Genomic DNA, 26,208 nt, shown 5'->3' with positions numbered 1-26,208 from the left:
CGATCCTCACAGTCAAGGACGGGCCTTCGGCCCGCCGGCTTCGCCGGCCGCTTCGCGGTCCTTGACCCGGCACCTGATCGAGAAAGATTTCGCCAATATCGGGGCGGCGGCGACGGTGTGGCGCGGGGATCAGGTTACTTGTTCACGGACCGCATAAATCGGTGCTGACCAGCACAAACAGGTAGCGCCGTGGTGCCGTTTGGCATATAATTGGGCGCATGAACGAGACCGTCGACCGCCTCCTCGCCGGGCCACCCCTGGGTGCGTCCGAGGGTGAGCTGATCGACTGGATCAGCCGGCTCGAAGAAGTGAAGTGCACCGCTGAGGCCGTGCAGGCAGAAGCAGCGGTACGCCTCGACGAGGCCGTCCGGACGCGGCAGGCCGAGGCAGGGATTCCGGCCCGGAAACTTGGCGAGGGCGTCGCCTCGCAGGTGGCGTTGGCACGGCGGGTCTCACCGGCCAAGGGCGCCAAACTGCTCGGGCTGGCGAAGATCCTCCTCGCCGAGATGCCACACACCTTCGCGTTGATGAAAGCCGGGTTGTTCTCGCAATGGCAGGCCACCATCCTCGCCCGCGAAACCGCCTGCCTCTCGCTGGAGGACCGCCGGGTCATCGACTTTCAGCTCTGCACCCTCGGGCCGGACGGCGAACCGCCGGCCGTGGTGACCATGGGGTTGCGGCAGCTCGAGAACGCCGCCAAGAAGCTCGCCATCACCCTGGACCAGGAATCCGTCGTGGCCCGGGCAGCGAACGCGGAGAAAGACCGCCGCGTCAGCGTGCGGCCGGCACCGGACACCATGACCTGGCTCGGTGCCTTGTTGCCGGTCAAGGACGGCGTCGCCGTATTCGCGGCACTGGACCAAGCCGCCAAGGCCGCCCAGGCGGCTGGGGACGAGCGGACCCGTGGCCAGGTCATGGCCGACACCCTCGTCGACCGCATCACCGGACGAAGCGCCACGGATGCGAAGCCTCGGATCGAGGTGAAGGTCGTGATGACCGCCGACTCTCTCGCCAACGTCAGCGACCAGCCAGCCATGGTCGAGGGCTACGGACCAGTCCCTGCTGCTTGGGTCCGTGAAGCACTCACCGATGCCGAGGTGTTCGTCCGCCGCCTGTTCACCGACCCCGCCGGGCGGTTAGTCGCGATGGAGTCCCGCTCCCGCAAAGCCCCCGAGGGTCTCGCAGAGTTCATCGCCATCCGCGAGGGCGGGATCTGCCGCACCAACGGCTGCGATGCCCCGATCCGGAACGTCGACCACGTCGAACGCCACACAGACGGCGGCACCACCAGCGCCGCGAACCTTCAAGGGCTCTGCGAGAGATGCAATCAGGCCAAGGAAGCCCTCGGCTGGCAGGCCAGACCAGGACCGGACGGCAGCATCATCACCATCACGCCCACCGGGCACACCTATGTGAGTCCGCCACCCGACACTTGGCGACCAGACCCACCGCCGCTGTCGCGGGGAGAGTTCGTGCTGCGCGATCTGCTCCTCGACCACGACCTCGCGGCCTGACACCGCGCGCCCAGAACTTTCTTTGGATCGGTGCTTGACCTTGACCCTGCGTCAGGGCTGCACGCTTCTTTCACGGCCCCAAACGGGACCTGGAAACACAAACCGAACCAAGGAGCACGACATGAACAACGCCCTCACCCGCATGAGCGCCGGCAAGAAGGAATGGAAGCTCATGGAGGCCCGCGCGGCCGAGCTTCCCGCCGATTACCGCACGGTCTACAGCAAGATGAAGACCTACATGTGGCGCTTCACCGCCGGCGACGGGATGGACATCGTCGCCATCCTCCGCGACGTCCTCGACCTCTTCGAGACCGAAGCCGCCGCCGGACGGCCCGTCATCGAGGTCACCGGAACCGACCTGGCCGCCTTCTGCGACGCCCGACTGCCCGAGCAGCACGACGCCTATCAGGAGAAGCTGCAGGCGACCCTCGACAAGGTCCTTGCCAAGCTCTCTTGAGCGCGGCGATGCTGACCCTCACATCCCCTGCCCGAGCCGAGAAGACCGCTCGCGGCAGGGGATGCGTTCGTCTCGGGCCGAAATGTGCCGATAAGTCTGTCGGTCCCCGCTCCCGCGTGGTCCACTGTGACGCACGTCTCTTAGGCTGCCCTAGCGGCGGCCCCGCATGCTGGAGGAACACAAGTGAACGACTCGGCCCTGCTCTCGGTCGGCCTCCCCATCGCGTTGGCGATCATCATGTTCGGGCTTGGCCTGAGCCTGACCCCGAAAGACTTCCGCCGGGTCGTACGCACCCCGCGAGCCGTCATCGTGGCGCTCACCCTGCAGATCCTGGTGCTGCCGCTGATCGCGTTCGGGCTGATCCTCGTCGCGGACGTGGACCCGCTGATCGCCGTCGGGATCATGCTGCTGGCCGCCTCGCCGGGCGGGACCACGGCCAACCTCTTCAGCCACCTCTTCCGCGGCGACGTCGCGCTCAACGTCACCTTGACTGCGGTGAACTCGGTGCTCGCGGCAGTCTCCATCCCGCTGATCACCAACGCCGCGATCGTCTACTTCGATGCCGGCGACACCCTGGGCCTGCAGTTCGGCAAGGTCGTCCAGGTCATCGCGATCGTGCTCATTCCTGTCGGCATCGGGATGCTCGTGCGGAGCCGGTCCGAGACGTTCGCCGCCCGGGCGGACAAGCCGGTCCGGATCTTCTCGATCGTCGTGCTGGTCATGGTCTCGGTCGGCGCGATCCTCGGCGAGCGGGACAACATCGCCGGCTACCTCCAGGAGGTGGGCGTGATCGTGACGCTGTTCTGCTGCGCGAGCCTCTTCCTGGGCTACCTCGGGGCTCGGGTGTTCAGGCTCGGCCAGGCGCAGGCGATCGCGACCTCGATGGAGGTCGGGATCCACAACACCACCGTGGCCCTCACGATCGCCCTGAGCGTCCTCGACAACACGACCGTCGCCATCCCGGCCGCGGTCTACAGCATCGTGATGTACGTCCTCGCCACGGCCTTCGGCTTCCTCATCACCCGCTCCCGCATCGCGCAGCCCGCCACGCCGTACGACGCGACCACCCGGCGATGAAGGCTGCTCCGGCGCCGATCGACGCGGGAAGGAGTACCAGGCTCCGACCGCGCCGAGCGCGAGGAGGAAGAGACAGACCATCGTGAAGGCAGCGGTGACGACGGCGACACTCCCGTCCGGCACGTTCGCGGCGAGCACCGCCTCCCCCAGCCCTGGCGGCAGCAGAGCGGTGAGCAGCGTGAGGGCGATGGCGAGACTGAGCACGTTGCCGGTGTTCTGCAGCATCAGACGCGTGGCGTTGACGGCGCCGAGCGCGTCCTCCGGGGCCCGTTCCAGCAGGACGGTCGCGTTGGTCCCGATGAACAGCCCGGTCGCCAACCCGACGATCGCGAGGGTCGCCATCACCAGCCAGGTCTGCTCGAGGTGGATCGCGAGCGCCACCAGGGCGACGCCGCACGTGCCCACCACCGACCCGCCGGACATGATCTGGTGCGCCGTCCAGCGGCGGGACAGCCGGCCGAGGGTCAGCGAGGCGAGGATCATCCCGACCGGCATCGGCAGCAGCATCATCCCGGCCGTGCCAGGGGCGACACCGACCACGCTCTGGAAGTAGAGACTGGCGAGCACGATCAGCGGGAACCTTCCGGCGCCGGTGAAGAAGCCGGCGAGAAAGAGCCTCCCCACCCGGCGGATGACCACCACGTCGACCACCGGCGCAGCGGCCCGCCGCTCGACGAGCAGCAGGACCGGGACCAGGAGAAACGATCCCACGATGCCGCCGATCACCAGCGGATGGCGCCAGCCGAGATCCGTCAACGACGTGATCCCGATCGTCAGCATGACGATCCCGATCATGATCACCAGGTTGCCGGGAAGATCGAGGCCGACGGCGCGCTTGTCCACCACCGGCCGCGGCAGCAGCAGGTGCCCAGCCGCCAGAGCGATCAGACAGACCGGCACGTTGAGCCAGAACACCCACTGCCACCCGACGTGGTCGACGATCAGGCCACCGAGCGTCGGCCCGATCAGGTTGGCGGTCGGGAACGAGGCGGCGTACAGGCCCATGGCGCCCCCGAGGGAGTCGCGCGGGAAGGCCTGATGGATGAGGGTCGCGCCGTTGCCGATGAGCACCGCACCACCGATGGCGGAGACCACACGGAGCCCGATGAGCACCTCGACGTTCGGAGCGAAGCCGGCCAGCAGACTGGTCAGCGCGAAGATCACCAAGCCGCCGAGATAGAGCCCCCGCTGCCCCCAGACGTCGCTGAGGCGGCCGAAGAGGAGCAGGCAGGCGGTGTTGGCGACCATGTAGGACAGCAGCAGCCAGCTCCCCTCCGTCGAGCTCGCCTCGAACTCCCTGCTCAGTGTCGGCAGCGCGACGTTCAGCGAGCTGGCGTTGAGCGCCATCACCGCGCTGACCAGGCAGACCACGATCAAGGTGGAACGCGCTGCGGCCGTCACCTCGGCGGGTTGGGACTCGCTCATTCAACCTCCTGCGCCGTGCAACACGGCGCCACGTGCGTCGTACGCCCCGGCACGATCGGTGCCGAACGAGGGCGTCCTGGAAAGAAAGTCCGATATCCGGATTGTGACCCTTGACACACCCGTTCGGCGACCCAATGATGAATCCCATCCTAGAGCGTGATTCTAGATTGAGCCACCAGCATCCGCGACCGGCACCCGATCGCGGAACGAACGGGAGGGTCCGATATGAGAGCACCGACTGGGTCCGCGAATGAGCCGCTTCTGCGCATCGAGGACCTTCACGTGGAGTTTCGGACCGGGGGTGGCACGGTCGAGGCCCTGAACGCCGTCGACCTCTCGATCGACGCCGGCGAGACCGTCGCCGTCGTCGGTGAGTCCGGCTCAGGAAAGAGCGTCACAGCGCTCGCCGTTCTCGGGCTGCTGGGCAACGGCCGGGTCAGCGGCGGACGGATCACCTGGAACGGCAAGGACATCACCGGGGCTTCCAACAGCGAGATGCGCAGCGTCCGGGGCAAGGAGATCTCAGTGATCTTCCAGGACCCGATGACCTCGCTCGACCCGCTCTTCACGATCGGCCATCAGCTCGTCGAGGCCTATCGGATCCACCACGACGTCACGAAGCGGCAAGCACGCCAGCGCGCCGTCGAGCTGCTCGATCTCGTCGGTATCCCTGAGCCCGAAGCCAAGGTCAAGGCATATCCCCACCAGCTCTCCGGCGGGCAGCGGCAGCGGGTCATGATCGCGGGCGCGCTCGCCTGCGACCCGCGCCTGCTCATCGCCGACGAGCCGACCACTGCTCTCGACGTGACCGTCGAGGCGCAGGTCCTCGCGCTGATCCGCGACCTCCAGGATCGGACCGGGGTCGGGCTGATGCTCATCACCCACGACATGGGCGTGGTCGCCGAGATGGCCGACCGGGTGGTGGTCTTCTACGCCGGGCAGGTCGTCGAGGCGGGCAGTGCCGACGAGATCCTCGACCGGCCTCAGCACCCCTACACCCGGGCCTTGCTCGATGCGATCCCGCGACGCGACACCCCGCGCGACCGGGAGATGCCGGCGATCCCGGGCGCCGTCCCCGCCCTCAACGAGATGCCCAGCGGCTGCCGCTTCGCCACCCGCTGCTCCGAGGCCGGTCCCGAGTGCGCAGAGCCCCAGCCGCTGCGCGCCCTCGAGGGGCGACAGGTCCGCTGCTGGCGTCCCGACGAGGACCACGGCGTCCTCGAGCCGATGGCGGAGGTGGCCCGGTGATCGTTCCCGACGCGGCCCCTCTCGTCGAGGCCCACGGACTAGTCAAGCACTTCGGCGACGGAAAGGGACTCTTCACTCCCCAGCGGCCACCGGTACGGGCCGTCGACGGCGTCTCCCTGACCATCAAGCGCGGCGAGACGCTCGGTCTGGTCGGAGAGTCGGGCTCGGGCAAGTCGACGCTCGGTCGCCTGATCCTTCGGCTGATCGAGCCGACCAGCGGCTCTGTCATCTTCGACGGCCAAGACATCGCCGCACTGTCGAAGAGCCGGCTGACCCAGCTTCGCAAGCGAATGCAGCTCGTCTTCCAGGACCCGGTCAGCTCGTTCAACCCACGGATGACCATCGCGCAGGTGCTGACCGAGCCCATGGTCGTCCACGGCATGGGCGACAAGGCCAGCCGCATCCGCCGCGCGAAGGAGCTGCTGGACCTGGTCGGGCTGCCCTCGTACGCCCTGGAGCGCTACCCCCATCAGTTCTCCGGTGGCCAGGCTCAGCGCATCGGGATCGCTCGCGCGCTCTCGACCGACCCGGACCTGATCGTCTGCGACGAGGCGGTCAGCGCCCTCGACGTCTCCGTCCAGGCGCAGGTGCTCAACCTGCTCAAGGAGGTCCAGCGCGAGCTCGGGCTCTCGTACCTCTTCATCGCGCACGACCTCAACGTGGTGCGCTACATCTCCGACCGCGTCTGTGTGATGTACCTCGGCAAGCTCGCCGAGGTCGCCCACGCCGACGACATCAGCGAGCGACCGAGGCATCCCTACTCGCAGGCGCTGATGGCGTCGATCCCCTCCCCCGACGCCCATCATCAGCTGCGTACGCCGCTGGCCGGCGAGATCCCCAGCCCGCGACGGCCGCCCTCGGGCTGCCGGTTCCACCCACGCTGCGGCCAGAGCATCGACGGCTGTGACCGCGACGAGCCGGAGCTGCTGACCATCGGCGCCCCGGGCGATGCCGGCAGCGTCGCCTGCCACCTCTTCGACCCCACTCCCGCGAGGTGATCGCATGCTTCTCTACGCCGGCCGACGCCTGACCTACGGCCTGCTCGTGCTCGCCCTGGTCGCCACCCTGGTCTTCCTCATCATCCGCCTGATCCCCGGCGACGTCGTCCGGCTCCAGCTGGCCGACGCACCGGGCGTCACCCAGGCCCAGATCGACCAACGGACCGCCGAGCTCGGTCTGGACGATCCGGTCCTGATCCAGTTCGGCCACTTCGTGGGCGGGCTGGTCCAAGGCGACCTGGGCACCTCGTTCGACGACGGGCGTCCCGTCACGACCAAGATCCTCGAACGCCTACCCGCCACCCTCGAGCTCGGCCTGCTGGCCATCCTCTTCGGCGTCCTGTTCGGCGTGCCGTTCGGCCTGATCTCGGCGATCCGCCACCACAGCCTCGTCGACAACGTCATGCGCTTCCTGGCGGTGATCGGGATGTCGCTGCCGAACTTCTGGCTGGCGCTCCTGCTGATCACCTTCCTGGCCCTGTGGTTCGGCTGGTCCCCACCTCTGGTCTATGCCTCTCCGACCGAGAACCTCAGCCAGAACCTCATCCACATGCTGCTCCCGGCGATAGCCCTGGGTGCCGCGACGATGGCGAGCATCGCCCGGATGCTGCGGTCCTCGCTGCTGGAGGTGCTCGGCTCGAACTTCATCCGGACCATCCGCTCGCGCGGAGCCTCCGAGCGCGTGGTCGTGCTCAAGCACGCCGGCCGCAGCTCGATGATCCCGGTCTTCACCGTGCTCGGCCTGCAGGTCGGCAGCATCCTCGGCGGCACCGTCATCCTCGAGCGGATCTTCGCCATCCCGGGAATGGGATCCCTGATCTTCGAGGCGGTCGGGCAGCGCGACTACCCGGTCATCCTCGGCTGCGTCATCTTCTACGGCGCGATCTTCATCTTCGTCAACGTCGTGGTCGACCTGCTCTACGCGGTCATCGACCCCCGGATCCGGTACGAAGGAGCCTCCGCATGAGCGAGCGCAAGCGAGCAACCATCGAGCACCTCAGGGCGCCACGTCCGTATTCTGGCGCCTGCGCTACGGAGGTGGCGCCATGAGCATCGCCATCCCCGGGACCGCGCGTCCAACTCGCCGCCCCAAGACCCGGGGCGGTCTGACCCGGTTCGCCACAGAACAGCCCCTCGGCGCCATCGCCCTCTTCCTGATCACGCTCTTCGTGGTGGTCGCCGTCCTGGCGCCCTGGATCGCTCCGTACGACCCGCTCGCCCAGGACCGAGTCAACCTGCTGACCGCTCCCGGGGTCGGCGGCCATCTGGCCGGCACCGACGAGCTCGGCCGCGACGTCCTGAGCCGGTCGCTCTACGGCGCCCGGACCTCGCTGCTGATCGCGGTCTCCACGCTCGCGCTCGGCGGTGTGATCGGGCTGGTCATCGGTGTCGTCTCGGGCTACTTCGGCGGCACCTGGATCGACTCCGTCCTGCAGCGCATCATGGACGCGCTGATGGCGATCCCCTCGATCGTGCTGCTGCTGTTCGTCGCCGCCCTGCTCGGCCCGAGCGTACGCAACACCGTGATCGCCCTGAGCCTGCTGGTGATCCCGTCGATCAACCGAGTCGCCCGCGGCGAGATGCTCCGCATCCGCGAGGAGCCGTACGTCGAGGCCGCCCGCTCGGTCGGCTGCAGCACCCCGCGGATCCTGCTCCGGTACGGGCTCCCCAACCTGATGGCCCCGCTCTTCGTCATGGGCTCGCTGCTCTTCGCCGTCATCCTCATCGCCGAGTCCGCGCTCAGCTTCCTGGGCATCGGCACCCCTCCCCCCACACCGTCGTGGGGCCGGATGCTCAGCGAAGGCCGCAGCCAGCTCGAGATCGCTCCGTGGATGACCGTCGTTCCCGGCCTGATCCTCTCCGTGTCCGTCCTGGCGTTCAACCTGCTCGGTGACGCCATGCGTGACTTCCTCGACCCCAAACAGCGCCGATAGCCCATCCCATCCAAGGAGTCCGTGATGTCCAACCCCATGCTTCGCCTCAAGAGATCACCGGTTCGGACCGCCGGCGCGGCCGTGGCCGCCGCCTGCCTCGCCCTCACCGCCGCCTGCGGCACGGGCGCAGACACCTCCGGGAAGGGCAAGATCGTCGAGGATGCCGGGCCGCCCCAGGACGGCGGCATCCTGCACACGGCGGCAACCACCGACGCGCCTTCGCTGGACATCCACAAGGAGGCGTCCTACATGACTCACGTCGCGGTCGGCACGGTCTACAGCCGGCTGGTCGCACCGAAGACCGGCAAGGACGTCGAGTACGGCTCGAACGAGCTCGAGGGCGACCTGGCCGAGGAGTGGTCGAAGTCGGACGACCTGAAGACCTGGACCTTCAACCTCCGCCAGGGCGTCAAGTTCCACGACAAGCCGCCGGTCAACGGTCGCGAGCTCACCTCGGCCGACGTGAAGTGCACGGTGGACCGGATCAAGAGCCTGCCGGGGCATCAGCTCGGCCTGGTCGCCAACGTGGCCAAGCTGGAGACCCCCGACCCGTACACCGTGGTCTTCACGCTCGCCTCGGCGAACACTGCCTTCGACCAGACCATGGCCAACCCGTTCATGTCGATCCTCCCCTGCGAGGGCACCAAGGGCGAGTTCAGCTTCGCCGAGGAGGCCATCGGCACCGGCCCCTTCGTCCTGAAGAGCTGGAAGCGCGACCAGGAGCGGGTCATGGAGAAGAACCCCGACTACTTCGTCGAGGGTCTCCCCCACCTGGACGGCATCCAGACCACCGTGCTCCCCGACGCCCAGGCACAGATCGCCGCGCTGCGCAGCGGCAAGCTCGACATGATCTCCTCGCTCTCCACCGAGAAGCGCCAGGTCGAGCAGCTCCTCAGCCAGATCGACGGGCTCCAGCTGCGTACGGAGAAGGGCATCACCCAGACCCGGGTCTTCATGAACGCGGCGGAGGGGCCCTTCAGCAAGCTCGAGGTCCGGCGCGCGGTCGCGCACGCCATCGACAAGGAGGGGATGATCAAGGCTCTGCGCTCCGGTGGGAGCCTCACCGGTCCGATCACCCCGACGCTGTTCGGCTCGCTGCCCCAGGACGAGGTCGACGAGCTGTTGGAGTACGACCCCGAGAAGGCCAAGGAGCTGCTGGCCGAGGCCGGGTATCCGGACGGCTTCGAGGCCGAGCTGGTCGCCACCGACGGCTACGGCGAGACGATCCTGCGCGAGGCCCAGTGGATCCAGGAGGACCTGGGCAAGGTCGGCATCAAGCTGACCATCGACCAGCAGGACTACGCCACCTACGTCAGCTCGACCTGGCCGGAGACGAAGTACGACATCATGTACGGCCTGCAGACCCCCATGCTGACGGCCGACGAGTACCTCGCCTCGGAGTACGCCAGCACCGGGACCCGAAACTGGTCACGGGTCAACGACCCCGAGCTCGACAAGATGGTCGCCGCCCAGCGCATCATCACCGACGAGGCCGAGCGGGAGAAGGCGCTGCAGGACATCGAGCGCTACATCATGGAGAACGTCTCCACCCCGCTGCCGCTCTACGCCTATGACACCCAGACGCTCTACTCGGGCAAGGTCCACAACTACCACCCGCACCCGGACTACTCCTCCCGCGAGCTCCAGAACATGTGGATGGAGCAGGAGTGAGCAGCGGCCCTCCCCTCTGGAACGAGCACAGTCAGAACGAGCACCGTCGGGACGACTCGTGCCGCATCGAGGCGATGTGGGACGTCGGCGAGGCGCCGCCGCGACCCGGGGAGCCGGTGGAGGTCACGGCCGGCGTCCACCTCCTGCTCGCGCCGAACGCCAACCACTGGACGTACGAGGGCACCAACACCTGGATCGTCGTCGGGGACGGACGGGCCGTGGTCATCGACCCCGGCCCGACCGACCCCGGTCACCTGGACCGGATCGACGAGGTGGTCCGCGCTGCGGGTGCCCGCGTCGAGACGGTCCTCCTCAGCCACCATCACGGCGACCACTCCCAGGCCGCCAGTGCGGTCGCCGAGCGCTGGCAGGCCGCGATCAGACCACGGGTCCAGCAGGGGGTCATCCCCGACGGGACCCGGCTCGACCTGGGCCGGGGTACGGAGATCCGCACCCTCTCCACCCCCGGGCACACCTCCGACGGCGTCAGCTTCTCGCTCGGCGACCGTCGCGTGATGCTCACCGGCGACACCGTGCTGGCCCGGTTCAACCCTTACATCTCGCACCCTGACGGCACCGTCGCAGACATCCTCGGCTCGATGGCCAGGATCGCCGACCTGGTCGACGACGACTGGATCCTGCTTCCGGGCCACGGGCCGGCGGTGCGCGAGCCGACCACCTACCTGCACGCGCGGATCGCCGACAGGCAGCGACGGATCGACCAGGTCGCAGGGCTGCTCGCCGACGGCGTGGCCCGCGAGCAGATCACCGATCACGTCTACGCCAAGGTCGACGACCAACGTCGTCCGGCCGCCCGGGCCTCGGTCGAGGCCATCCTCCACTACCTCGACGCTCGCGCCGTCCGGATGCGGGAGAAAGGCAGCACCGTATGACCCAGCACCCAACGAGAGCGGCGACCCCAGAGGTGTCTCCGGAGGCGCGGTTCGCGCCCCGGGCGACACCGGAGACCCAGCCCTACTGGGACGCCACCGCCGCCGGCCGGCTCGACCTGCCGAGGTGCAGACCGTGCGACCAGGTCTTCTTCTACCCGCGCTCGTCCTGCCCACAGTGCGGCTCCACCGATCTCGAGTGGGTCACCTGCTCGGGCAGGGGCCTGCTCCACACCTACGTCGTCTCCCACCGCCCCGCTCCCGGCTTCCCGGTCCCGACGGTGATCGCCGTGGTCGAGCTCGAGGAGGGCCCTCGGATGATGACCAACCTCGTCGACGCGGATCCGGAGACGCTCGAGCTCGACATGCCGGTCGAGGTCCGCTTCGAGCAGCGTACGGGCGCCGCCGTGCCCGTCTTCGCCCCGGTGAAGGAGGAGGTCCGATGAGCCGCGACGTCGTCATCGTGGGCGCGGCCGAGACCGACATCGGCAAGCTGCCCACCACCTCGACCCTCGAGCTGCACGTCGAGGGTGCCCGGCGGGCGCTCGCCGACGCGAACCTGACCAAGGACCAGGTCGACGGCATCGCGTCGGTCTCGGTCCCCGGCCCGATCCAGGTCTCGCACGCTCTCGGGATCACCCCGACCTACGTCGACGGCACCGGCGTCGGCGGCGCCTCCTTCCTCTTCCACGTACGTCACGCGACGGCGGCGATCAAGGCCGGCTACGCCGACGTCGTGCTGATCACCCACGGCGAGTCCGGCCGGTCCCGGGTGGGCGCACCGCCGTACCCGCGGGCAAACGACTCGGTGATGGCGCAGTTCGAGATGCCGTACGGGATCGTCGGCCCGCCGACCAGCTTCACCGTGCCCGCCCGCCGGTTCCTGCACGAGACCGACAACACCCTCGAGCAGCTCGCCGAGGTCGCGGTCGCGCAACGGCGCTGGGCCGCCCGCAACCCGCGGGCGATGTTCCGGGACGAGGTCACCGTCGAGGACGTCCTCGGCGCCAAGATGATCGCCGACCCGTTCACCCTGCTGATGTGCTGCCTGGTGACCGACGGCGGTGGAGCGCTGGTCGTCGCCTCCCGCGAGTTCGCCGAGGCGCACGGCAGCGACAAGCCGCTGGTCCACATCCTCGGCACCGGCGAGGCGGCCACCACCCCGCTGATCTCGCAGATGGAGGACATGACCCGCTGCAAGCAGTTCACGCTGTCCAGCCAGGCGGCGTTCAAGGAGTCCGGCACCTCGACGGCGGACATCGACCACCTGATGATCTACGACGCCTTCGCGCACGTCCCCCTCTACGGCCTGGAGGACATGGGCTTCGTCGGCCGCGGGGAGTCGGGGGCGTTCGTCGCCGATGGTCACACCTCGCCCGGCGGGCGGCTGCCCATGAACACCAACGGCGGCGGCATGTCCTACACCCACACCGGCATGTACGGGATGTTCGCGATCCAGGAGTCCGTACGCCAGCTGCGCGGCGAGGCCGCCGCGCAGGTCGACGACGTCAGCACCAGCCTGGTGCTCGGCAACGGCGGCATGTTCATGAGCGCGGCGACCCTGATCCTCGCCAACCAGCCCTGACCCCACCACCCGAAGGAGCAGACCCATGGCAGACACCGACCGACAGGTCGTCATCATCACCGGCGCCGGGCGAGGACTCGGCCGAGCCCACGCCCTCGAGTTCGCGCGGCGCGGAGCCGCGGTCGTGGTCAACGACCTCGGTGCCGGCCTCGACGGCACCGGCAAGGCCGACGACCCCGCCCAGCAGGTGGTCGAGGAGGTACGCGCTCTCGGCGGCGAGGCGATCGCCAACGGCAGCGACATCAGCGCCCCGGAAGGCGCGCAGAAGCTGTTCCAGGACGCCCTCAACGAGTGGGGCAAGGTCGACGTCCTGGTCAACAACGCCGGCATCCTGCGCGACCGGATGCTGGTCAACATGTCCATCGACGAGTGGGACGCCGTGGTCAAGGTCCACCTCCGCGGCACCTTCGCCCCGATGAGCGTGGCCGCCCAGCACTGGCGCGAGCTCTCCAAGAAGGGCGAGGACGTCGACGCCCGGATCATCAACACCACCTCGTCCTCCGGCATCTACGGCAACCCCGGGCAGATCAACTACGGCGCCGCCAAGGCCGGCATCGCGGCGATGACCGTGATCGCCGCTCAGGAGCTGCGCCGCTACGGCATCACGGTCAACGCGATCGCCCCGGCGGCGCTGACCCGGATGACGGAGAACCTCAACCCCAACCGGCCGCAGGTGGCCGAGGGCGAGTGGAACCCGGGCGCGCCCGAGAACGTCTCCCCCGTCGTGGCCTGGCTGGCCTCGCCGTCGGCGCGCGAGGTGACCGGTCGCGTCTTCAACGTACGCGGCGGGCACGTGAGCGTGGCCGAGGGCTGGGTCGCCGGCCCGACGGAGGAGAAGGACGGGCCGTGGACCGTCGAGGAGCTCGACGTGGTGCTTCCCAGCATGATCGCGGAGGCCCGGGCGAACTCGCTCACCAGCGGAAGGACCCCTGAAGCATGAGTCTGGACCAGTCCGTCGTCGGCGTACGCTCCGAGCCCGAGGAGCGATCCTGGACCAGTGCCGAGACGCTGCTCTACGCCCTCGGTGTCGGCGCCGGGCACGACGACCCGCTGACCGACCTGGCCTACACCACCGAGCACGGCGACGACGCGTGCCCGGAGCAGAAGGTGCTGCCCACCTTCGGGGTGATGGTCACCTGGGGCGCCAGACGCGGCGGGCGAAGGATGGGCGACTTCAACCCCGCCATGCTGGTCCACGCCGAGCAGGAGGTCGTCCTGCACCGTCCCCTGACCGCGGAGGGGACCGTCTCGCTCACCTCCCGGGTGACCGGCATGTACGACAAGGGGTCAGGAGCCCTGGTCACGAGCCAGGCTGAGGCGGTCGACCCGGCGACGGGCGAGCCCGTCGTGACCACCCGCAGCTCGGTGTTCATCCGGGGTGAGGGCGGGTTCGGCGGCGACCCTGGACCGAAGGTGGCCTCGCCGATCCCGGAGCATGATCCCGACGAGCTGGCGACGATGCCGACCTGGCCCGGCCAGGCGCTGCTCTACCGCCTCAGCGGCGACCGCAACCCGCTCCACTCGGACCCACGCTTCTCCGCGCGGGGTGGCTTCGAACGCCCCATCCTGCACGGGCTCTGCACCTACGGGGTGACCGGCCGGGCGCTGGTCCGCTCGATCGCCGAAGGCGACGGGGACAGTCTGGTGACGATGAGCGGACGCTTCTCCGCACCGGTCCTTCCCGGGGAGACCCTTCAGGTCGCGATGTGGCGCGTCGACGACACCACGACCGCCTTCCAGACCCGAAAGGAGGACGGCACCGTGGTCATCGACCGTGGCCTGGCCACCTGGCGCTGATCGTCGGCACCGGTGGTCGAGCCTGTCGAGACCCGCGCCCTACTCGGAGTCCTGCGGCGCGGCCTCGGCGATCTCTCCGGCGAAGAGACGCTGCGCCAGCGCGATCGCGTGCCGGGAGACCCGCCTGGCCTGGCGCTTCGTGTCGCACCCGGCCGTCATCCGGGCCGCCTCACCGATGAGAGCGGTCAGGATCGCACCGAGCAGCTTGTCCTCGTCGCTGCCACCGAGGCCGAGGACCTGCAGGTTGCGGCGGATCCACTCGGTGTTGCGGCGTCGGCGCATCACCTCGAACCCGGGAGGGCCGTCGCCGGCGTAGAAGACCGGCAGCAGCTCGCGGTCCTCCCAGACTGCATCGAGGTAGGCCAGTGCCCCGGCCTCGAACTGGTCCAGCGGCGACTCGACCCCGCTCTTGCGGAGCTTCGCCACGCTGGCGGCCGCGGCTGCGGCGAGCCTGCCGACGTACTCCTCCCACAGCGCGAGGTAGAGCTGCTCCTTGCCGCCGAAGTGGTGGTAGACGCTGCCGACGCTGGAGTCCGCGCGGGCGACGACGTCGGAGACGCTGGCCACCGCATAGCCCTTCTCGGCGAAGACCTCCCGAGAAGCGTCCAAGAGCTGACGGCGTGTCTCCTCGGTCCTGGCCCAACGGCGCCCTCCGGGGCTCTGTGGTTCGACCTCTAGCGACATCGTTCACTCCTCGTCGTCCTGCGGGATCTTCTCAGAATATGCGCAATTCCTCTTGACGACGAACCGCGACTGCGTGACGCTTCTCATAGTCCATTCTAGAAAACGATTCTAGAAACTCACTCTAACCGAAGGAGCGGACAATGATCGACTTCGCGCTGGGAGAAGAGCATCGAGCAGTCAAGGAGGCGGTTCGCCAGTTCATCACCAAAGAGGTGATGCCACTGGAGGACCAGGTTCTCCTCAACGAGCGGAACGGCCGGCCGGCCCTCGAGCCGGGCCAGCTCAAGGACCTGCAGGCAAAGGCCCGCAAGTACGGCTACTGGGGCATCAACACCCCCGAGGAGTACGGCGGGATGGCTGCGGGAGCAGTGATGTCGGCGATCATCGCGGGCGAGGCCGGCCGCACCTTCGTGCCGTTCCGCTTCGGCGGCAGCGCGGACAACATCCTCTACGCCGGCACCGAGGCGCAGAAGCAGGAGTACCTCATCCCCACCATCGAGGGTGAGCGCCGAAGCTGCTTCGCCATCACCGAGCCCGGCGCCGGCTCCGACGCCCGCAACATCCGGACCAAGGCGGTCCGGGACGGCGACGACTGGGTGATCAACGGCGAGAAGACCTTCATCACCAACGGCAACGAGGCCGACTTCGTCATGGTCTTCGCCGTCACCGACCCCGCGAAGGGCGCCGACGGCGGCGTCACCTGCTTCCTGGTCGATCGGGCGATGGGCTGGGAGTCCACGCCCATCCCGACCATGGGCGAGTGGGGCCCGGGTGCGTTGAGCTTCCAGGACGTCCGGGTCCCGAACGACCACATCCTCGGCGAGGAGGGCAAGGGCTTCGAGCTGGCGATGCAGTGGATCGGCAACGGCCGCTTCATGATCCCGGCCGGCGCCATCGGTGCCGCCGAGCGCATGCTCGAGATGGCCATCGAGCACGCCAACAACCGGCAGTCGATGGGTCAGCCGATCGCCAACTACCAGTTCATCCAGGGTCACATCGCCGACAGCGCCGTCGAGCTGGAGGCCGCCCGCTGGCTGACCCTGCACGCCGCCTGGCAGGTCGAGAACAAGATGGACGCCCGGCACACCTCGTCCATCGCGAAGCTCTACGGCACCAACATGGCCAACCGGGTCGTCGACCGCGTCCTCCAGATCCACGGTGGCATGGGCTACACCAAGGAGCTTCCCCTGGAGCGCTGGTACCGGGAGCTGCGTCTGCTCCGCATCTTCGAGGGCACCGACGAGATCCAGCGTCGTACGATCGCCCGAAACCTGCTCAAGGGCCACATCAAGGTGGGAGCGTCGTTGTCATGAGCGAGCTCGACGCCGATCGACTGCAGGAGTTCTTCCGCCCGAAGTCGGTCGCCCTGGTCGGGGCGACCGACAAGTCGGGCTGGTCCATGAGCACCTACAACAACCTTCTCCAGCACGGCTTCGCCGGGGACGTGCACCTGGTGAACCCCAAGACGCCAGTCGTCCACGGCGTCGAGACCCACCGCAGCCTCACCGACATCCCCGGGCCCGTCGACCTGGCCTACGTCATGACGCCGATCGAGGTCGTGCCGCGTGTCCTGGAGGAGGGCGCGGCCCGCGGCATCCGGAACTACGTCATCCTCACCGCCGGCTACGGCGAGGTCGGCGGTGAGGGCACGGTCCGCGAGCAGGAGGTCGCCGACCTCGCCCGGCGGCACGACCTCATCGTCCTCGGGCCCAACGGGAACGGGTTCATCAACGCGGCCGACTCGATCACCCCCTACGGGTTGCCGATCCCGCCGCCGCTCCTGGGCGGTTCGGTCGGAGTCGTGCTGCAGAGCGGTGCGCTGGCCAGCAACGTGCTGGCCTTCGCCCAGGCACGCAACATCGGGATCTCGCTGCTGGTCTCGATGGGCAACGAGACCGTGATGTCGGTGACCGACGTGATGAACGCGCTGGTCGACTCCCCCAAGACGAAGGTGATCGCGCTCTTCCTCGAGAGCATCCGGCACCCGGAGGAGTTCGCCGACATCGCCCGGCGGGCCCTGGCGGCGGGCAAACCGATCGTGGCACTCAAGATCGGCCGAAGCGTCAAGGCGTCTCGGACCGCTCAGGCTCACACCGGCGCACTGGTGGGTGACGACAAGACCGTCGACGCCGCCTTCCGCCAGCTCGGGGTGATCCGCGTGGGCTCGTTGGAGGACCTGATGGTCACCGCCGGCATGCTGGCCGAGACCGGTCCCCTCCCCGGCAACCGGATCGGCGTCGTCACCCCCTCGGGCGGCGCCTCCGAGATCATCTCCGACCGTGCCGAGGACGAGGGGCTCGAGCTGCCGGAGTTCGCCGAGGCGACCACGACAGCGCTGCGGAGGGTACTGCCGCCGTTCGCCACACCGAACAACCCGCTCGACGTCACCGGCTACGTGCTGCTCGACCGCCAGCTCATGGCGAAGTCGCTCGGCGTGGTGGCTGCCGATCCTGGTGTCGACGTCATCATGCTGCTGCAGGACATGCCCCGGGTGACGCCGGACTTCGACCTGGCGGTGGAGACCTACCGCCATACCGGCGGGGTGATCAGGTCCTCACCGAAGCCGGTGGTGATCGTGGGCAACGTCCTGGTCGACGTGAGCGAGACCGGGCGGGCCCTGCGGGAGGCGGCTGACTATCCGCAGATCGCGGGTGGCATCGAGCACGGCATGACCGCGCTGGGCCACGCGGTGCGCTGGTCGGAGACCTACCGGCGCCATCGGGCGGGCACGGACAGGCCGGTCTCGGTCGAGGTCGAGGTGCCGGACGGGCTGCCGGCCCGCGCCGGCACCTGGACCGAGCGTCATGCCGCCGGGTTCCTGGCCACGAACGGCATCCCGATGGTGCCGTCCCGGGTCGCCACCTCCCCCGACGAGGCCGCTCGTCTCGCCGAGGAGGTCGGCTTCCCCGTGGTGCTCAAGGCGGCGGCCGACGACCTGGAGCACAAGAGCGACCTCGGCGGCGTGGAGCTCGGCCTCCAGGACGCGGAGTCGGTCCGCGCCGCGGCAACCCGGATCGGCGACTCCCTCGCGAAGGCGGGCCACGACGGCACCACCACGATCGTCCAGCCGATGCGATCGGGGGGCACCGAGCTGCTCGTCGGCGTCGTCCGCGATCCGTCCTGGGGCCTCACGCTGGCGGTGGCCATGGGCGGAATCTGGGTCGAGATCCTCGGTGACTCCCAGCTCCGGCTGCTGCCGATCTCGGCGACCGATGCCCGGCAGGCGCTGGAGTCCCTGCGCAGCGCCGCCGTCCTGCGGGGCGCACGCGGGCAGGCTCCGGTCGACCTGGAGGCGCTCGCCGGGGTGGTGGCGAGGCTCGGCGCGATCGCGGTCGCGCTCGGCGACGATCTCGAGTCGCTCGAGGTCAACCCGCTGCTGGTCTCCGGCGAGCGGATCGAGGCGCTCGACGCGCTCATCACCTGGCGCGCCTGACCGCGTCACCGCGGCCCGAGAGACGAACAGTCCTCGGGCCGCGGTGTCCGTCCGGCGACGGGCAGCCGGAGTCCGCTAGGTTTTCCCCTCACCTGTTGGCCGATGAGGAGCTCCGATGCCCACACCCCCGATGCGTACGGCCAGGATGCTGGCGCTCACGTTCATGTCCATGCTGGTGGTGCTGGGGTCGTCGTCGCCCTCAGCGTTCCCGAGGCCGACCTGACGCTGCCGTCGGCGTACGTCCTCGGCGGGCAGGTCGCGGCCGGGGTCGTGATCTTCGTGCTCTGCTCGACGATCGGCTTCCGGGTCCTGCCCATCACGCCGGGCACGCCGCCCGAGCAGGCGACGAGGGAGGGGCTGCAGAGGCAGCAGACCTCGATGTTCCTCCGGCTCGTGCTCAGCGAGGTCGTCGCGATCGCCTCGCTCGCGCTGGCCTTCGCCCTCACCGATGGCCAGCTGATGACGTACGTCGTCGGCGCGCTCGTCTCGCTGGCGCTGATGGCCTTCTTCGCCTACCCCTCGGCCCGCAACATCCGCCGGGTGGAGGCCAGCCTCGACAGCGCGGGTGCGCCGTCGAGGCTGGCAGAGGAGTTCGGCGTCGGCGACGGGCCGACGAGCACCTACAACGTGCTCTAGTCCCGACTAGATCGCGAGGTCGATCCCCTCGGCGGCGAGCGCCTCACGGTAGGCCTCGACGTTGCGCATCTTCACGCTCTCGTAGCCCCGCACCATGTCCGGGAGCTCCGCCAGGCGGACGGCCCGGGCGTAGTTCTCGTCGGTCAGGTCCGCGGCGAGGTCGGTGACCAGCGCCGAGTAGTGCGCGAGCAGGGCGCGCTCGGTGCGGCGTACGTGGGCCTGACCGAACGGGTCGAGGACCGTGCCGCGGAGGAACTTCATGGTCGCCAGGAGGCGGAGCATGAAGTGCGAGCGCGGACCGAAGGTCATCTTGCGGCCCTTCAGGAACGCCCCGAAGACCGGCGGGGAGAGCTTGAAGCTGATCTTGCCCTGGACCTCGGCACGGACACCGTCCAAGGCGGCCGGTGCGGTGAGCAGCCGGGCGACCTCGTACTCGTCCTTGTAGGCGGTGAGCTTGAACAGGTAGCGGGCGACCGCCTCGGAGAAGCGGGTCTCGGCGCTCACCGCACGCTCGGCGTTCCAGATCCGGTCGACGAGCTCGACGTAGCGGCGAGCGGTCTCCTGGTTCTGGAAGGCGACGAGCTTCGGGGCACGGAACTCGACGAGCCGGCGCACCTCGCCGTCGAGCTTCGCGTCGTCCAGAGCCGGCACGACGATCTCCTCGACCGGCGCGGTGGCCGTGCCGGTGACCAAGGCGTACTCATCGGGCGCGGCCACGGACGCACGGCCCCAGCGGAAGGCGGCCACGTTGGCGCTGACGGCGACACCGTTGATGCCGATGGCCTCCTCGATCGCCTCGGCGGGGATCGGGAGCGCGCCGGCCTGGTAGGCGGCGCCGACCAGCAGGAAGTTGGCCGCGGCGGTGTTGCCGAAGAGCGTCTCCGCGGCGGTGAGCGCGTCGAAGGCGCGCAGCGAGGAGGTCGCCCCGTTCACGCGGGTGAGCAGCTCGTCGTCGGCCGGGTAGGCGATGTCCTTGTCATAGACCATCGGCCCGGTCGGCGTCTTGCTGGTCGACACGACCGCGCGGGTGCGCTCCGGGTCGCCGTAGGCGAGGTTCTTGCCCTCGGCCAGGGTGAGGAGGTCGAAGCCGAGCAGCGCGTCCGCCGAACCCGGGGTGACCCGGTTGGAGGGGTCGATCGCGCCCGGACCGAACCGCAGGTGAGCGGTCACCGGACCGGCCTTCTGGCTCATCCCGACCTGGTCGAGCGACTCCACACCGAAGCCGGCGCGCAGCGCCGCGGTGGCGAGCACCTGGTTGACGGTGACGATGCCGGTGCCGCCGATGCCGGCCATGAAGACGCCGTAGGTCCGCTCCAGGTCGGCGTAGCCCGGGTCCGCCACCTCGGGCGGCGTCGGCGTCGACTTCTTCGCCTTCTTGACCGTCGGGTCGGTCTCGACCGCCATGAACGAGGGGCACTCGCCCTCGACACAGGTGTAGTCGGTGTTGCACGAGGTCTGGTCGATGCGGGTCTTACGACCCAGCTCGGTCTCGACCGGCTGCACGGAGAGACAGTTGGACTTCACGCCGCAGTCGCCACAGCCCTCGCAGACGGCCTCGTTGATCACGATCTTGGTGTTGCGGGCCTCGATGGTGCCGCGCTTGCGCTGGCGGCGCGCGTCGGCGGCGCAGTGCTGGTCGTAGATCAGCACGGTCACGCCCTCGATCTCGCGCAGCTCGTGCTGGGCGTCGTCGAGCCGGTCACGGTGCCACAGGCGTACGCCCGCGGGGAAGCTGCTGCGGCGGTAGCGCTTCGGCTCGTCGGCGACCACGATGATCGCCTTGACGCCCTCGTTCATCAGCTTGTGGGTCAGCTGCGCCATCGTGACCTCACCCTGCCGCTTCTGGGCACCGGTCATCGCGACGACGTCGTTGTGCAGCAGCTTGTAGGTGATGTTGACGTCCGCCGCGACGCACGCCTGGATGGCCAGCTGCGCGGAGTGGAAGAAGGTACCGTCACCGACGTTCTGGAAGGTGTGGCCGGCGTGGCTGTAGGGCGCCTGCCCGATCCACTGCGAGCCCTCGCCGCCCATCTGGGTGATGCCGACGACCGCGCTGTCCTCACGCTGCGAGGCGGTCACCAGGGTGTGGCAGCCGATGCCGCCGCCACCCAGCGAGCCCTCGGGCAGCGCGGTGGAGCGGTTGTGCGGGCAGCCCGAGCAGAAGTACGGAGTGCGCGAGGTCGAGAGCAGCGGCAGGTCGATCCGGGCCGGCCCGGCGGACTTCAGCTCGGCGCGGCCCTTCAGCGAACGACGCAGCGGCGCGAGCAGGCGGCCGGCGGTCAGCTCACCGTCCAGCGGCACCAGCGGGACCCCGGCGCGGTCCTTCTTGCCGACGATGACGGGCGCGGACGGCTCGCCGTAGAGGATCTCGCGGATGCCCTGCTCGATGAAGGAGGTCTTGTCCTCGACGACGATGATCTCCTCGAGCCCGTCGGCGAACGTCGACACGATGGTCGGCTCGACCGGCCACATCATGCCCAGGCGCAGCACCCGGATGCCGGCGGCCATCAGGGCGTCGTGGTCGAGGCCGAGGTCCAACAGACCCTGTCGCATCGAGTCGTAGCACGAGCCCGAGGCGACGATGCCGACCTTGGCGTTCGGCGCCTTGACCTCGATCCGGTTGAGGCGGTTCTCGGCGGCGTACGCCTTCACGACGTTCATCCGGGGGCCGTAGAGCTTCGCCTCGGCGCCGACGATCCGGTCGGGAAAGAGCTCGATCTTGGTCGGCTCGTAGGTGTAGGGGACGCCCTGCCACTCGGTCTTCGGCATGACCGGGTCGATGACTCCGATCTCCGGGTTGACCACCCAGGCGCCGTCGGCGACGTCGGCGACGATCTTGAGCGCGACCACACAGCCGGAGGCGCGGGAGAGGGCGATGCCCTCCATCCCGTACTCGACGATCTCGGAGGCGTTGCGCGGGAAGAGCACCGGGATGCCGAGGCTCGCCAGGGTGCGCTCGCTCACGGCCGGCACGGTCGACGACTTCGCGGCCGGGTCGTCGCCGACCAGCATCAGCATGCCGCCGGCGGGGTGGGCGCCGTACATGTTGGCGTGACGCATCGCGTCCAGCGCGCGGTCGACGCCGGGACCCTTGCCGTACCAGACGCCGGTCACGCCGTCGTAGCGCTCGGTGTCGAGCGTGACCGCCGACTGCGAGCCCCATACGGCGGTGGCGGCGAGCTCCTCGTTGAGACCGGGCACGACGGTGATGTCGGCGTCGGCCATCTCCTTCGGCAGGCCCAGCAGCAGCTGGTCGAGGCCGCCGAGCGGACTGCCCGGGTAGCCGGAGATGAAGGTGCCGGTCCGCATGCCGCGGCGTTGGTCCAGGGCGCGCTGCTCGACGAGCATCCGCGCGATCGCCTGGATTCCGGTCAGCAGCACGGGGCCGGCTCCGACACGGTATCGGTCGGCCAGGTCGTACGCCTCGAACGAGGTCCCGGGCTCGAACACTGCGGTCATAAGGGTGACTCCTCAATCTGCCGGGCGGCACTGGTGGTCCGTCTGGAGTGTTTGCGGGACCGCCGGGTGAGGCAGTCCCGAGTGACCACCCGCATGGTGTGCAGGTGGTCTGAGTCACATCATCAGGGATGGAGTCGGCGTGATGCCAATCACGAGACGACTCCCCCGACTCACCAGGCGACGCTGAGGTACTGCGTCTCCAGGTACTCCTCCAGCCCGGCCCGCGCGCCCTCGCGCCCGATGCCGCTCTGCTTGACCCCGCCGAACGGCGCCGACGGGTCGGAGACCAGGCCGCGATTGACGCCGACCATCCCGGCATCGATCCGCTCGGCGACGTGCAGCGCCTCGCCCATCTCGCCGTAGACGTACGCCGCCAGGCCGAACTCGGTGTCGTTGACCGCGGCCAACAGCTCCTCGGTGTCGTCCCAGACCACGATCGGGGCCACCGGCCCGAAGATCTCCTCCCGCAGCAGCGCCGAGTCCGCCGGTACGCCGGTCAGGACCGTGGGTGCGTAGAAGTAGCCCGCCGAGGTGGGGACCTCGGCGCGGTGGGCGATCACGGCCCCCGCGGCCACGGCATCGTCGACGAGACCGGTGACGGTGGCGTACGCCTTCTCGGAGATGAGCGGGCCGATGTCGCTGCCCTGCTCGGCGGGGCCGACCCGAAGCTTCTCGACGGCGGCGCCGAGCAGGGCGGTGAACTCCTCGGCCACGTCGGCGTGCACGTAGAACCGGTTGGCGGCGGTGCAGGCCTGTCCCCCGTTGCGGAACTTGGCGACCATCGCGCCCTCGACGGCAGCCGCCACGTCGGCGCTCGAGGTCACCACGAACGGCGCGTTGCCGCCGAGCTCCATCGAGGTGTTGACGACCCGGTCCGCGGCTTGACGCAGCAGGATGCGGCCGACTCCGGTCGAGCCGGTGAAGGAGATCTTGCGGACCCGCTGGTCGGTGAGCCAGGTGCTGACGATCCCGGCAGCGTCCCGGCCGGGGACCACGTTGACGACGCCGCCGGGAACGCCGGCCTCGGCGATCAGCCGGGCGACCGCGAGCGCCGTCAGCGGCGTCTCCGCGGCGGGTTTGAGCACGACCGTGCAACCCGCGGCGAGCGCCGGGGCGATCTTGCGGGTGGCCATCGCGGCCGGGAAGTTCCACGGCGTCACCAGAGCTGCCACGCCCACGGGCTTGTGGGTGACGATGGTGCGGGTGCCACCGGCCGGCGAGGGACCGAAGTCGCCGTGCGGGCGCACCGCCTCCTCGGCGTACCAGCGGAAGAACTCGGCGGCGTAGGCGACCTCGCCGCGCGCGTCGGTGAGGGACTTTCCGTTCTCGAGCGCGATCAGGGCGGCGAGGTCGTCGGCGTCGCGCAGCATCAGCTCACGCACCCGGCCGAGCAGGTCGCTGCGGTTCCGCGGCGGCAGCGCCGACCATGCGGGCAGCGCCGCGGCGGCCGCGTCGACCGCGGCGGTCGCGTCCTCGGTGGTGCCGTCGGCGACGTCGGCGACGTGCTCGCGGGTGGCGGGGTTCTCGACCGCGAAGACGCCGGCGGCACCCGGCCGCCGCTGGCCACCGACGAGGACGCCGCTGCCGGGCTCGAGAGCGTCGAGGTAGCTGGGCTGGGTGTTCATGGGCTCGGCGGTCGTGGTCACTTGGACTCCTCCAGTGCGGTCGCGAGTACGTCGAGGGCGTCGTCGAGCAGCTCGTCGGAGATGCTCAGCGGAGGCAGGAAGCGGATGATGTTGCCCCAGGTGCCGCAGGTCAGGGCGATGACGCCCTGGCTGTGGGCGTAGGCGGCGACGGCCTTGGCGGTCGCACCGTCGGGGTCGCCCGTGGCGGGGTCGACGAACTCGGCGGCGATCATCGCGCCCCGGCCGCGTACGTCGCCGATGCGCGGGTCGCCGGCCTGCAGGTCGCGAAGTCTTCCGAGCAGGCGCGTCTCGATCTCGCGGGCCCGGGTGAGCAGGTCGTCGGCCTCGATGGTCTCGATCACGGCCAGCGCGGCGGCGCAGGCGAGCGGGTTGCCGCCGTAGGTGCCGCCCAGGCCGCTGGGGTGGACGGCATCCATGACGTCGGCGCGACCGGTCACCGCGGAGAGCGGCAGACCACCGGCGATGCCCTTGGCGCTGACGATCAGGTCGGGGACGACGTCGTCGTGCTCGACCGCGAACCAGGTGCCGGTGCGGCCGAAGCCGGACTGCACCTCGTCGGCCACGAAAAGAACGTCGTTGGCCTCGCACCACTCCGCCAGCGCGGCGAGGAAACCGGGTGCCGGGACGATGAAGCCGCCCTCGCCCTGGATCGGCTCGATCACGACAGCCGCGAGGTTCTCGGCGCCGACCTGCGTCTCGATCTGCGACGTCGCCCGGTCGGCCGCCAGCTTGCCGTCGATCTCGGGGGCGTCCCGGAACGGGTAGGACATCGGCGCCCGGTAGACCTCGCCGGCGAACGGTCCGAAGCCGTGCTTGTAGGGCATGTTCTTCGCCGTCATCGCCATGGTGAGGTTGGTGCGGCCGTGGTAGGCGTGGTCGAAGACGACGACCGCGTCCTTGCCGGTGAACGAGCGGGCGATCTTGACCGCGTTCTCGACGGCCTCGGAGCCGGAGTTGAACAGGGCGGTGCGCTTCTCGTGGTCCCCAGGGGTGAGCCGGGCGAGCTGCTCGGCAACGGCCACGTAGCCCTCGTAGGGCGTGACCATGAAGCAGGTGTGGGTGAAGGCGGCCACCTGGTCGGCGACGGCGTCGACCACCTTGGCCGCGCTGGATCCGACGGTGGTCACCGCGATGCCGGAGCCGAGGTCGATGAAGCGATTGCCGTCGACGTCCTCGACGATCCCGCCGGCCGCGCGCGCGGCGAAGACGGGCATGGTCGTGGCCACGCCCTGGCTCACGGCCGCGACCTTGCGGGCCATGAGCTCCTGGGAGCGCGGACCAGGAAGCGGCGTACGCAGGAGACGGGACTGTTCGAGGGTCGAGGACTCGTTCATGGGTTCAGCATGGGCCTCCGCAACACATGTCGTCCAAGACCTTTTGACTACTACAATCATGTCTCGTGGGCATGGATCTGAGGCTGCTGCGCTACTTCGTCGCCACCGCCGACACGGGCTCCGCGACCCGTGCCGCCGAGGTGCTGCACGTGACCCAGCCGGTGCTGTCGCGGCAGCTGCGCCAGCTCGAGGCGAACCTGGGCGTTCCGTTGTTCGCGAGGGAAGGACGGCGGCTGCGCCTGACCCGGACGGCGGAGGATCTCCTCCCCCGCGCCCGCGACCTGCTCGCGCACGCCGACGAGCTGCAACGCGCCGTCGAGGTGCTGGAGACGTTCAACCCGTGCGACGGGCTCGACATCGCCCCCGTCGAGAAGGCGCTCGGCGCGCAGCTCCGCGTCGAGAAGGGCACCTCGGCGGCAC

21 protein-coding genes and 1 pseudogene are annotated in these 26,208 nt (G+C 69.4%); 17 read left to right on the top strand and 5 right to left on the bottom strand.

Annotation, left to right across the window (positions count from 1 at the left end; translation table 11 throughout):
- Positions 1-218 precede the first annotated feature (218 nt).
- The 3 genes from ABZZ22_RS23410 (at position 219) to ABZZ22_RS23400 (ending at position 3,048) form a co-directional block, all read left to right on the top strand.
- A complete protein-coding gene (locus tag ABZZ22_RS23410; protein ID WP_354936669.1) occupies positions 219-1,514 on the top strand; it encodes a DUF222 domain-containing protein in 1,296 nt (431 codons plus the stop codon).
- A 121-nt stretch (positions 1,515-1,635) separates the two neighbouring features.
- Positions 1,636-1,971, top strand: a complete 336-nt coding sequence (locus ABZZ22_RS23405; RefSeq protein WP_354936666.1) for a DUF1048 domain-containing protein — start codon at positions 1,636-1,638, stop codon at positions 1,969-1,971.
- A gap of 237 nt (positions 1,972-2,208) precedes the next feature.
- Entirely contained in the window at positions 2,209-3,048 is an 840-nt protein-coding gene (locus tag ABZZ22_RS23400) for a bile acid:sodium symporter family protein (protein WP_354936674.1), read from the top strand.
- A gap of 6 nt (positions 3,049-3,054) precedes the next feature.
- Here the strand turns inward: ABZZ22_RS23400 and ABZZ22_RS23395 are convergent.
- Positions 3,055-4,473 (bottom strand): annotated as a pseudogene (locus ABZZ22_RS23395) (MFS transporter); the annotation flags it as partial.
- Positions 4,474-4,755: 282 nt separating this feature from the next.
- Here ABZZ22_RS23395 and ABZZ22_RS23390 point away from each other — a divergent pair.
- The 10 genes from ABZZ22_RS23390 to ABZZ22_RS23345 all read left to right on the top strand — a co-directional run bounded on the left by ABZZ22_RS23390 (position 4,756) and on the right by ABZZ22_RS23345 (position 14,596).
- Positions 4,756-5,721 carry an ABC transporter ATP-binding protein gene (locus ABZZ22_RS23390; protein WP_354936663.1) on the top strand — a complete coding sequence of 322 codons (966 nt, stop codon included), beginning with the start codon at positions 4,756-4,758 and terminating at the stop codon, positions 5,719-5,721.
- On the top strand, positions 5,718-6,719 hold the full coding sequence (locus tag ABZZ22_RS23385; protein WP_354936660.1) for an ABC transporter ATP-binding protein: 1,002 nt from the start codon (positions 5,718-5,720) through the stop codon (positions 6,717-6,719). Before ABZZ22_RS23390 ends, ABZZ22_RS23385 begins: the two co-directional genes overlap by 4 nt.
- Positions 6,720-6,723: 4 nt before the next feature.
- Positions 6,724-7,686 (top strand): ABC transporter permease, encoded by a 963-nt coding sequence (locus ABZZ22_RS23380; protein WP_354936657.1) that lies wholly within the window; start codon positions 6,724-6,726, stop codon positions 7,684-7,686.
- A 79-nt stretch (positions 7,687-7,765) separates the two neighbouring features.
- Positions 7,766-8,653 carry an ABC transporter permease gene (locus ABZZ22_RS23375; RefSeq protein ID WP_354936654.1) on the top strand — a complete coding sequence of 296 codons (888 nt, stop codon included), beginning with the start codon at positions 7,766-7,768 and terminating at the stop codon, positions 8,651-8,653.
- A 24-nt stretch (positions 8,654-8,677) separates the two neighbouring features.
- A complete protein-coding gene (locus tag ABZZ22_RS23370) occupies positions 8,678-10,324 on the top strand; it encodes an ABC transporter substrate-binding protein (protein WP_354936651.1) in 1,647 nt (548 codons plus the stop codon).
- Positions 10,321-11,217: an MBL fold metallo-hydrolase gene (locus ABZZ22_RS23365; RefSeq protein ID WP_354936648.1), complete on the top strand. Its 897-nt coding sequence runs from the start codon at positions 10,321-10,323 to the stop codon at positions 11,215-11,217. Before ABZZ22_RS23370 ends, ABZZ22_RS23365 begins: the two co-directional genes overlap by 4 nt.
- A complete protein-coding gene (locus ABZZ22_RS23360) occupies positions 11,214-11,660 on the top strand; it encodes a Zn-ribbon domain-containing OB-fold protein (protein ID WP_354936645.1) in 447 nt (148 codons plus the stop codon). The genes ABZZ22_RS23365 and ABZZ22_RS23360 overlap by 4 nt, the downstream gene beginning before the upstream one ends.
- Positions 11,657-12,799: a thiolase gene (locus ABZZ22_RS23355; RefSeq protein WP_354936642.1), complete on the top strand. Its 1,143-nt coding sequence runs from the start codon at positions 11,657-11,659 to the stop codon at positions 12,797-12,799. The genes ABZZ22_RS23360 and ABZZ22_RS23355 overlap by 4 nt, the downstream gene beginning before the upstream one ends.
- 25 nt (positions 12,800-12,824) lie before the next feature.
- Entirely contained in the window at positions 12,825-13,739 is a 915-nt protein-coding gene (locus ABZZ22_RS23350; RefSeq protein WP_354936639.1) for an SDR family oxidoreductase, read from the top strand.
- Entirely contained in the window at positions 13,736-14,596 is an 861-nt protein-coding gene (locus ABZZ22_RS23345; RefSeq protein WP_354936636.1) for a MaoC/PaaZ C-terminal domain-containing protein, read from the top strand. The genes ABZZ22_RS23350 and ABZZ22_RS23345 overlap by 4 nt, the downstream gene beginning before the upstream one ends.
- A 39-nt stretch (positions 14,597-14,635) precedes the next feature.
- On the opposite strand, the gene ABZZ22_RS23340 is transcribed toward ABZZ22_RS23345, so the two are convergent.
- Positions 14,636-15,280, bottom strand: coding sequence for a TetR/AcrR family transcriptional regulator (locus tag ABZZ22_RS23340; RefSeq protein ID WP_354936633.1), 645 nt, complete (start codon positions 15,278-15,280; stop codon positions 14,636-14,638).
- Positions 15,281-15,420: 140 nt separating this feature from the next.
- Between ABZZ22_RS23340 and ABZZ22_RS23335 the strand changes: the two genes are divergently transcribed.
- From ABZZ22_RS23335 to ABZZ22_RS23325, 3 genes are all read left to right on the top strand, one after another.
- On the top strand, positions 15,421-16,593 hold the full coding sequence (locus ABZZ22_RS23335) for an acyl-CoA dehydrogenase family protein (RefSeq protein WP_354936630.1): 1,173 nt from the start codon (positions 15,421-15,423) through the stop codon (positions 16,591-16,593).
- Positions 16,590-18,713, top strand: coding sequence for an acetate--CoA ligase family protein (locus ABZZ22_RS23330; protein ID WP_354936627.1), 2,124 nt, complete (start codon positions 16,590-16,592; stop codon positions 18,711-18,713). The genes ABZZ22_RS23335 and ABZZ22_RS23330 overlap by 4 nt, the downstream gene beginning before the upstream one ends.
- Positions 18,714-18,815: 102 nt before the next feature.
- A complete protein-coding gene (locus ABZZ22_RS23325; protein WP_354936624.1) occupies positions 18,816-19,349 on the top strand; it encodes a hypothetical protein in 534 nt (177 codons plus the stop codon).
- Between the two features lie 6 nt (positions 19,350-19,355).
- Here ABZZ22_RS23325 and ABZZ22_RS23320 read toward each other — a convergent pair whose 3' ends face one another.
- The 3 genes from ABZZ22_RS23320 to gabT form a co-directional block, all read right to left on the bottom strand.
- On the bottom strand, positions 19,356-22,808 hold the full coding sequence (locus ABZZ22_RS23320; RefSeq protein ID WP_354936621.1) for an indolepyruvate ferredoxin oxidoreductase family protein: 3,453 nt from the start codon (positions 22,806-22,808) through the stop codon (positions 19,356-19,358).
- A 170-nt stretch (positions 22,809-22,978) separates the two neighbouring features.
- The gene (locus ABZZ22_RS23315) at positions 22,979-24,454 is read right to left on the bottom strand and encodes an NAD-dependent succinate-semialdehyde dehydrogenase (RefSeq protein WP_354936618.1); all 1,476 of its coding nucleotides are present in this window, start codon (positions 24,452-24,454) and stop codon (positions 22,979-22,981) included.
- Entirely contained in the window at positions 24,451-25,788 is a 1,338-nt protein-coding gene (gabT, locus tag ABZZ22_RS23310; RefSeq protein ID WP_354936615.1) for a 4-aminobutyrate--2-oxoglutarate transaminase, read from the bottom strand. The genes ABZZ22_RS23315 and gabT overlap by 4 nt, the downstream gene beginning before the upstream one ends.
- 71 nt (positions 25,789-25,859) lie before the next feature.
- On the opposite strand from gabT, the gene ABZZ22_RS23305 reads away from it, so the two are divergent.
- A partial coding sequence (locus ABZZ22_RS23305; RefSeq protein WP_354936672.1) for a LysR family transcriptional regulator occupies positions 25,860-26,208 on the top strand: 349 nt, incomplete at its 3' end.

Origin of the sequence: Nocardioides sp. NPDC006273, from assembly GCF_040613495.1 — a bacterium.
Classification (GTDB): domain Bacteria; phylum Actinomycetota; class Actinomycetes; order Propionibacteriales; family Nocardioidaceae; genus Nocardioides.
Note: the sequence above shows the minus strand (reverse complement) of the source record. Positions and strands in the feature narration are given on the sequence as shown.

What these genes read in the sequence shown, in the direction of transcription:
- ABZZ22_RS23410 (WP_354936669.1), top strand. Translation starts at nt 219, where the DNA reads ATGAACGAGACCGTCGACCGCCTCCTCGCCGGGCCACCCCTGGGTGCG.
- ABZZ22_RS23405 (WP_354936666.1), top strand. Translation starts at nt 1,636, where the DNA reads ATGAACAACGCCCTCACCCGCATGAGCGCCGGCAAGAAGGAATGGAAG.
- ABZZ22_RS23400 (WP_354936674.1), top strand. Translation starts at nt 2,209, where the DNA reads ATGTTCGGGCTTGGCCTGAGCCTGACCCCGAAAGACTTCCGCCGGGTC.
- ABZZ22_RS23380 (WP_354936657.1), top strand. Translation starts at nt 6,724, where the DNA reads ATGCTTCTCTACGCCGGCCGACGCCTGACCTACGGCCTGCTCGTGCTC.
- ABZZ22_RS23375 (WP_354936654.1), top strand. Translation starts at nt 7,766, where the DNA reads ATGAGCATCGCCATCCCCGGGACCGCGCGTCCAACTCGCCGCCCCAAG.
- ABZZ22_RS23370 (WP_354936651.1), top strand. Translation starts at nt 8,678, where the DNA reads ATGTCCAACCCCATGCTTCGCCTCAAGAGATCACCGGTTCGGACCGCC.
- ABZZ22_RS23360 (WP_354936645.1), top strand. Translation starts at nt 11,214, where the DNA reads ATGACCCAGCACCCAACGAGAGCGGCGACCCCAGAGGTGTCTCCGGAG.
- ABZZ22_RS23355 (WP_354936642.1), top strand. Translation starts at nt 11,657, where the DNA reads ATGAGCCGCGACGTCGTCATCGTGGGCGCGGCCGAGACCGACATCGGC.
- ABZZ22_RS23350 (WP_354936639.1), top strand. Translation starts at nt 12,825, where the DNA reads ATGGCAGACACCGACCGACAGGTCGTCATCATCACCGGCGCCGGGCGA.
- ABZZ22_RS23345 (WP_354936636.1), top strand. Translation starts at nt 13,736, where the DNA reads ATGAGTCTGGACCAGTCCGTCGTCGGCGTACGCTCCGAGCCCGAGGAG.
- ABZZ22_RS23340 (WP_354936633.1), bottom strand. Translation starts at nt 15,280, where the DNA reads ATGTCGCTAGAGGTCGAACCACAGAGCCCCGGAGGGCGCCGTTGGGCC.
- ABZZ22_RS23335 (WP_354936630.1), top strand. Translation starts at nt 15,421, where the DNA reads ATGATCGACTTCGCGCTGGGAGAAGAGCATCGAGCAGTCAAGGAGGCG.
- ABZZ22_RS23330 (WP_354936627.1), top strand. Translation starts at nt 16,590, where the DNA reads ATGAGCGAGCTCGACGCCGATCGACTGCAGGAGTTCTTCCGCCCGAAG.
- ABZZ22_RS23325 (WP_354936624.1), top strand. Translation starts at nt 18,816, where the DNA reads ATGAGGAGCTCCGATGCCCACACCCCCGATGCGTACGGCCAGGATGCT.
- ABZZ22_RS23320 (WP_354936621.1), bottom strand. Translation starts at nt 22,808, where the DNA reads ATGACCGCAGTGTTCGAGCCCGGGACCTCGTTCGAGGCGTACGACCTG.
- gabT (WP_354936615.1), bottom strand. Translation starts at nt 25,788, where the DNA reads ATGAACGAGTCCTCGACCCTCGAACAGTCCCGTCTCCTGCGTACGCCG.